The organism is Paenibacillus sp. MAH-35 (assembly GCF_058135425.1).
In genome coordinates, this window is the sequence record NZ_JBYUPU010000067.1 from 20,258 (window position 1) to 27,225 (window position 6,968).

General features: G+C 56.6%; 6 protein-coding genes and 1 riboswitch. Of the genes, 2 read left to right on the top strand and 4 right to left on the bottom strand.

Translation table 11 applies throughout. The features are described from left to right. Window positions 1-288 precede the first annotated feature (288 nt). The gene (locus AC3Y2E_RS33280) at window positions 289-1,650 is read right to left on the bottom strand and encodes an MATE family efflux transporter (protein WP_379217523.1); all 1,362 of its coding nucleotides are present in this window, start codon (window positions 1,648-1,650) and stop codon (window positions 289-291) included. Window positions 1,651-1,665: 15 nt separating this feature from the next. Next, window positions 1,666-2,235, bottom strand: a complete 570-nt coding sequence (locus AC3Y2E_RS33285; protein WP_190931549.1) for a TetR/AcrR family transcriptional regulator — start codon at window positions 2,233-2,235, stop codon at window positions 1,666-1,668. A 397-nt stretch (window positions 2,236-2,632) separates the two neighbouring features. Between AC3Y2E_RS33285 and AC3Y2E_RS33290 the strand changes: the two genes are divergently transcribed. Beyond that, window positions 2,633-3,724: a sialidase family protein gene (locus AC3Y2E_RS33290; RefSeq protein ID WP_379217524.1), complete on the top strand. Its 1,092-nt coding sequence runs from the start codon at window positions 2,633-2,635 to the stop codon at window positions 3,722-3,724. A gap of 180 nt (window positions 3,725-3,904) precedes the next feature. Then, entirely contained in the window at window positions 3,905-4,243 is a 339-nt protein-coding gene (locus AC3Y2E_RS33295; RefSeq protein WP_190931547.1) for an ArsR/SmtB family transcription factor, read from the top strand. 423 nt (window positions 4,244-4,666) lie between these two features. On the opposite strand, the gene AC3Y2E_RS33300 is transcribed toward AC3Y2E_RS33295, so the two are convergent. Next, window positions 4,667-5,074 carry a DUF6855 family protein gene (locus tag AC3Y2E_RS33300; protein ID WP_190931546.1) on the bottom strand — a complete coding sequence of 136 codons (408 nt, stop codon included), beginning with the start codon at window positions 5,072-5,074 and terminating at the stop codon, window positions 4,667-4,669. A 189-nt stretch (window positions 5,075-5,263) separates the two neighbouring features. Further along, window positions 5,264-6,424 carry a phosphoribosylglycinamide formyltransferase 2 gene (gene purT / locus AC3Y2E_RS33305; protein ID WP_190931545.1) on the bottom strand — a complete coding sequence of 387 codons (1,161 nt, stop codon included), beginning with the start codon at window positions 6,422-6,424 and terminating at the stop codon, window positions 5,264-5,266. A gap of 85 nt (window positions 6,425-6,509) precedes the next feature. Then, window positions 6,510-6,590, bottom strand: a riboswitch (ZMP/ZTP riboswitch). Between the last annotated feature and the right edge of the window lie 378 nt (window positions 6,591-6,968).

A 6,968-nucleotide genomic window follows, 5' to 3' on the forward strand; every position in this document is an offset into this window, starting at 1 on the left:
AAGGTTCTGTCTTTATTGTAACAGGCGGGAAAAAGAGGGGGAAGAGTACGCCCTGCCAGGTCGAGGGGAAACGGCATCGGACTGCCGCTGCGCCCCGCATGCGTCTTCCAGCGGGCGGTATCGCGGCGCAGGAGGCGTTCGGCTGGCAGTCGGCTGACGTTAGAGGGGCAAGCTGTATCGCGGTAGCCCGGCGCCCCGCAGGCCAACCCAAAAACGGGCGGTCCCTTCCAGCAGGGCCGCCGCGTTGTGTACCTGTCCGGAAGCCGGACATTTCCCGCCGCAGGAACGTTACACGGCCGAATTCGCTGCAGGAGCGATACGCGCGCGTCTGCGGATATAGGCGTATACCGTAATAACGACGATCAGCTCGGAGAGCGGAATCGCCAGCCAGATGCCGGTCGTGCCGATCAGATGCGGCAGCGTGAACAGGATGGCGACCATCAACAGCATTTCCCGGGCCACGGTAATCCAGGTCGCCATTTTGACCTGATCGGTTGACTGGAAGTAGGTCATCATCACGAAATTGACGCCCATAAACAAGTAGCCGATAAAAAACAGCCGGATGCCGGTAGCGGCCATCGCCCGGACTTCGGGGGCGAACGAGCCGAACAGCGACACGATCCCGTCCGCCGCGACGAGCCCGATCAGAAAGATGCCGGAGCCAATGCCGAAAGCGGTCTTGACGGCGAGCCGGATCGTCTGGCGCTCCCGGACGTGCTGCTTCGCTCCACGGTAGTAGCTAATAAGCGGCTGGATGCCCGCCCCCATGCCGATGAACAGCATAAGCATCACGCTGTGAACATAGTTCAGGACGGAGAAGGCGGACACGCCGAGCGTTCCGGCCCAGCGGACCATGGCGATATTGTATCCGGCCATGAAGACGGCGATGCCCAGCTCCGCGACGAAGCTCGGGAAGCCGACTGTGAACGTATTTCTCAGCAGCTCCCAGGAGAAGCGCAGCTTCACGAACCGCAGCGAGCATTCCTTGCGCAGAAAATGGGTGACCAGCACGAGCGTCCCGATCGCAGAAGCGCCGATCAGCGCCCAGGCTGAGCCCGCTACGCTGAAATCGAGTACGAACAGAAACAGATAGTTCAATACCACGTTGCATACCGAAGTCACGATCAGCGAGATCATCGCCAGGTTCGGATTGCCGTCGTTGCGGACGAAAATGTTGAACGTATTCTGGACAGTTACGATAAAGCCGAACGCGAGCAGCACGTTCATAAACTCCATCACATACGGCATCGTATCGTCGTTGGCCCCGAGAAAAACGGCCAGGTTGTGCCGGAACACATAAGCGATCCCGGCGATGATCAGCGTCAGGCTGAATATAAGCGCAAGCGAATGGGTGAAGACCGACTGGGCTTGCTTCACCTGCTTGGCGCCCAGATGTCTCGAATACAGAGCCGCTCCTCCGATGCCGATCCACAGCGAGACCGCAAAATAAATCGAGAACACCGGAAACGCGACATTAACGCCCGCAAGCGCCACTTCGCCGAAACGATTTCCTACGAATATGCCGTCAATGACCGCATTGACCGACATCATAAACATCCCGATCATGGAAGGGATCAGATAACGGACGAACACTTTGCCCACGGAATCGGATTCCAGGGCCGTCAGCTTTTGGTTTTCATTATGCATCATACACCTCGATAACGATTACGAATGAAGAATGCCTTTCCACAAGAAGGAGAAGGTCGTTTCCGACGCCTGGATAAAATAATCGGGACTGCCGAATATAAGCTTCGCGGACAATCCTTCGAGCACCGTATGGACGGCCAATGCGGCTTCCTTGGCGTCCGCACGGAGCGTAGGGTCGCTGCGGAAGGCGAGCTCCAGCAGATGCAGCAGATGATGCGAGTACAGGTCGTACAAGGTGATGAACAGCTGCTGGAGCGGCTCGGGCGGCATAAAGGCCATCAGGAACATGAGCTTCACGTTCGGGTTCGTCTCGTAACGCTCCTTCATCTCGGCAGCGAATGTCTGCATCGTCTTCGGCAGGGGCTTTCCCCGGTGTTTGTCGAAAAACGCAGTGAGAAAGGCGATCTCCTGTTTGGTCGCCTCCTCGTGGATTTCAACGACCAGGTCTCTTTTATTCTCAAAATGAGCGTACATCGACTGCTTCTTAATGCCGGCTCCCTGGGCGATATCCGCCAGCTTCGTCCCCTCGTAACCGAACTGCAGAAGATGGCGGACCGCAACTTTTTTGATCTCGTCTCTTCGGCTCACCTGCATGACCCCTCGGCGAATTAGTAGTTACCTTACCTCAGTCAGGTAACTGTAATCGGATTTTATCACCATTTTCATTGATTTTCAATTGGTCTACAAATATTTTACATAACAGATCTAGTTGGGGACACGAACTCTGGTCAGTTTAACGGTAACAGGAATAGGGCAACCTTGCTGAAGTTTCTCGGCTCGCGGAATGGACCGTGCACGCGGGAAGGAGGGAGGCTGCGGCGGGGCGGCATCCTGAAGATGGAAATAGATTGACGATCCAAATCAAGTGCGGTTAAAATGAAAGCGCTGCCCGGTTTGGCTTGCGATCTGTTGATCCAACAGCCGCAATGTACGATCAGCCGCCCGGGTGCATTTCATCGGATTCGGTAAAGGGAGGGGCAATGGAATGGACAACAAAGGGACTGTCGTGCTGGATTTGAGGCCGGCCAAGGGGAATCCCCGCAACAGCGAGGGAGCATTTCTGGAACTGAAGGACGGACGGCTGATGTTCGCGTACAGCCGGTTTATCGGAGATTCGCACAGCGACGAGGCGGCGGCGTGTATTGCGGTCCGCTATTCGTCCGATGGCGGCGATACGTGGTCGGATGACCGGATTGTGGCACAGCCGGGCGATTATGACGCGCTGAATCTGATGAGCGTATCTTTGCTGAGGATGGGCAACGGTGATGTGGGGCTGTTTTATATTATCCGGTACGGCTGGCATGACACGCGGCTCCGGTTATGGCGTTCATCCGACGAGGGGGAGACTTGGGGGGAACCCGTGTGCTGCGTCCCGGGCCTGGGCTACTATGTGACGAATAACGACAGGGTCGTTCGTTTATCTAGTGGTCGGACCATAGTACCTGCTGCCCTGCATAAAATGAGAACCGACAGCACGACCGACTGGAAATCGTTCGACCAGCGGGGCATGGCCTACTTTTACTTGTCGGACGACGACGGGGCGACGTGGCGCGAAGCGAAAAGCGGATGCTCCTTGTCGCTGGCACATTGCGGCAGCGGGCTTCAGGAGCCGGGAGTCGTCGAGCTGTCCAACGGCACCTTATGGGCTTACGCCCGCACCGATCTCGGCCGCCAATACGAGATGTTTTCGTTCGATGGGGGGGAGACGTGGAGTCCCGCCGTTCCGTCGCGGTTCACTTCGCCGACCTCACCATTGTCGGTCAAGCGCAATCCGGAGAGCGGCGATCTGTTCGCTGTCTGGAATCCGGTCCCGAACTATGAGACCCGGACGCTGGAGAGGCATTCCTGGGGGCGCATCCCGCTGGTCGGCGCGATCAGCACGGATGACGGGAAGACGTGGGGGCACCGCTTTACGATAGAAGGAGAAGAGACGCGGGGCGGGTACTGTTACACGGCGATTCATTTTACAGCGGATTCGCTGCTGCTGGCTTATTGTGCGGGTGAGCCGGAGGACGGCATCTGCCTGGCCAGACTGAAGGTCAAGAAATATAAGCTGGCGGAGCTGTACGGGAAGTAACCGGGCCGGCGTGCTGAAAGGATGGACGAACAGGAGCTAATCATGATAACGTTATAAGATTAGCTGTTTTGCTGTTATCCGGTTCATTGCCGGAGGGCGGCACGGATCTCGAATCCGGTCTAGCGCGTGCGCCGTCGGATATCCGTAGCACCATTATTTGTATGGAGTGGGGTTCAGGTCATGGATACGACCACATTCAGTGCATTAGCCGAGCCCAACCGCTTAGACATCGTCGAACTTCTGCGCGACGGCCCCCTTACCGTAGGGGAAATAACCGAGAGGCTCGAACTCAACCAGCCGCAAGCTTCCAAACATCTTCGGGTTCTTCACGATGCCGGGCTCGTCGAGGTGAATCCGGTCGCCAATCGGCGGATTTACAGGCTGCGTCCGGAGCCGCTTCTCGAGCTGGATAGCTGGCTGGAGTCGTTCCGCCGTCTATGGGAGGAACGATACGACCGGTTGGACGAATATTTGCGCGAGCTGCAAGCGAAGGAACACGATCAAGACGGGAACAAGTAAGGTTCCCGCGGGGGATGTATGGCAGGTCGCGCCAGTGCCCGGGTCGGCCTCGTTCTTGAACGAAGCCGTGGGCCGGGAACGGGCCGCACAGACGTCTAGCCGGAGCGATCGGACTCCGGTCTAAACGTCCAAAGTCAAAGAAGCAGCGAGGCGCGGAGCCTGCTGCTTTCTTTGTTATAGTGGAAATGGGGAGCCTGTACAACTGTGGGAAAGTATTACCCAAATCCCGGGAAGCGGCTACTCCTGCCAGTACTATTCCTGCGTATCTGCAGGAATTGGAGCAAGTTGACGTTCGTTTTGGCTCATTCTGAAAAAGATTCCTGCGCTCCAGCAGGAATACATTCGATTACCGTCCATTTCCAGCAATGTTCCTGCTTCTGAGCAGGACTTGTTCCGTTGCGGCATATGGGCGTATGCCGATCGTCAGATCGCCCTCATCCGGTTATTCCTCGGATGGTGCTCGACCTCGGCCAGTCCGAGCTGCTCCATCAGCGGAGGGATATACATTCCGAACCGGCCGCGGAATCCTTTCTTCAGGCCGTACCAGCCGCCGATCGGGTTATCCGGGGAACGTCCCCACGCTTCGACTGTGCCTTCCTTGGCCGGTTTCTGCTCGTCGGCGCTTCCGAGCTCGATCCAGTCTCCGTGCTGCTTCAGCATCGCGTGGAGGTCCTCGATGCAGCGGTAGTCATAGTGCAGTACCGTTTTCCCGACTGTGCATACGAGGATGGCTTTGCCGTCTTTCTCGTCCTTGTACATTTCGTATTCGGACGTTTGCGGCGGAGTTTTTAGTTTCCAAGGATTTTCTTGGGTGCCTTGAGTGTTCGTCACATCGATTCTCCTTTGGGTTGTATCGTTCGCAGTACAGTGCGTATGCCCAATATAGCATAACATGTCATAGTGCGAGAAAATGTATGCTGCTTACTCGTCAGGCCATGCGAACGGGCTTCAAGATCGAACAAAAGGACCGCTGCTGAGGCGGCCCCGTGTCTTGTTCCTGTTCCGGATCGGTTGAATCTCCTATGCTTCCTCGACGGACAGCTTGTCTAGCGCCTGCTTGGCGCGGTCGCGTGCTTCTTGAACCGTGGGAGCGGACGATAAAGCTACCGCCATACGACGTCCTGCCTTCGTAACCGGCTTGCCGAAGATGCGCAGCTGCGTGTTCGAGACGGCCAGCGCCTCGGCCGCGCCGCCGATCCGGTAATGCTCCAGCTCGCGGTCCGCCTTCAGCGGCCGGCTGGCGCCCGGCGTAACGAGTACGATCTCCGGAATCGGATACCCGAGGATGGCGCGGACGTGGATGGCGAATTCGGATAAATTTTGCGTGACCAGCGTCACCAGCCCGGTATCGTGCGGCCGTGGAGAAACTTCGCTGAAGTACACTTTATCCTCGGCCAGAAACAGCTCGACGCCGAACAGGCCGTAACCGCCGAGCTCGTCCGTAATCGTCTTCGCGATATGCTTCGCTTCCGCGATCTGCTGTTCCGTCATCTCGTGGGGCTGCCACGACTCGATATAATCGCCGCTCTCCTGAACGTGCCCGATCGGCGCGCAGAAGCTTGTCCCGCTTACCGAACGGACCGTCAGCAGCGTAATTTCGGATTGGAATCGGATGAATTCTTCGATGATGACCCGTCCGTTCTGCACCCGGCCGCCTTCCATCGCGATATTCCAGCTTTTCTCGATATCGCTCTCTTCCCGGCATACGCTCTGCCCTTTGCCCGATGAGCTCATGAGCGGTTTGATGACGCAAGGGTAGCCAGTCTCCTTGACGGCTTGCACGAACTGTTCGTACGTATCGGCGAACTTGTAGCCGGCGGTCGGAAGTCCCAGCTTCTCTGCGGCAAGCCGGCGTATCCCTTCGCGGTCCATCGTCAGCTTCGCCGCGCGGGCGGTCGGAATGACGCGGTAGCCTTCCGCTTCCAGCTTCACCAGCTCGGAGGTGGCCAGCGCCTCGATCTCCGGTACGATCAGATCCGGCTTCTCCTGCTCGATCACGGCCCGCAGCCGCTCCGCATCCAGCATATCGATCACGTAGCTGCGGTGGGCGACCTGCATGGCAGGCGCGTCCGCGTAGCGGTCTACGGCGACCGTCTCCACACCCAGGCGCTGAGCTTCGATGATCACTTCTTTCCCGAGTTCTCCCGAGCCTAACAGCAGCAATTTGGTTGTACGCAACATCGGCTTGTCCCTCAATTCGTTCTATTTTGTCATGCCCATTTCCCGCTAGTAAACCAAAAAGAGGCAAGGAGAAACCAAGTCCCCTTACCTCTGCCCAGGCGTACGGCCGTTACCGTCCATGTGCTCCCTCATGGTTCCCCATGCTCCGCCAGTTACACATACACGTTAAATTGTCAGCTTGATCATACCGGAATCCGGGGCGAAATGCAATTGGCCTCGTGATCGGCAACAGCGGTTATCATTAGCCTCGCCTTCCCCCTGGAGGATAAGGACCAATCAAAGGCCGGTCACGAACTAACACCGGCTCCTGCTAACGCCGATTTATTTCCCTAATATGTTCCAGTAATTGCTGTACGATCACTTCTTTAGGCTTGAGACCGTCTAGCAGCAGATCCGCCCTTAATTTGAGCTGTTCGTACAGGTAGCGTATCGCCTTGCCTTCATAATCATGATAGCTGGTTACATAGCTTAATATGTTATGTTGGGTTCTTAAGTTTTAATAATGAAATATTTGGAAAAAAATAGAATAATTGTACCATGGAAT

What these genes read in the sequence shown, in the direction of transcription:
- AC3Y2E_RS33290 (WP_379217524.1), top strand. Translation starts at nt 2,633, where the DNA reads ATGGACAACAAAGGGACTGTCGTGCTGGATTTGAGGCCGGCCAAGGGG.
- purT (WP_190931545.1), bottom strand. Translation starts at nt 6,424, where the DNA reads ATGTTGCGTACAACCAAATTGCTGCTGTTAGGCTCGGGAGAACTCGGG.
- AC3Y2E_RS33295 (WP_190931547.1), top strand. Translation starts at nt 3,905, where the DNA reads ATGGATACGACCACATTCAGTGCATTAGCCGAGCCCAACCGCTTAGAC.
- AC3Y2E_RS33280 (WP_379217523.1), bottom strand. Translation starts at nt 1,650, where the DNA reads ATGATGCATAATGAAAACCAAAAGCTGACGGCCCTGGAATCCGATTCC.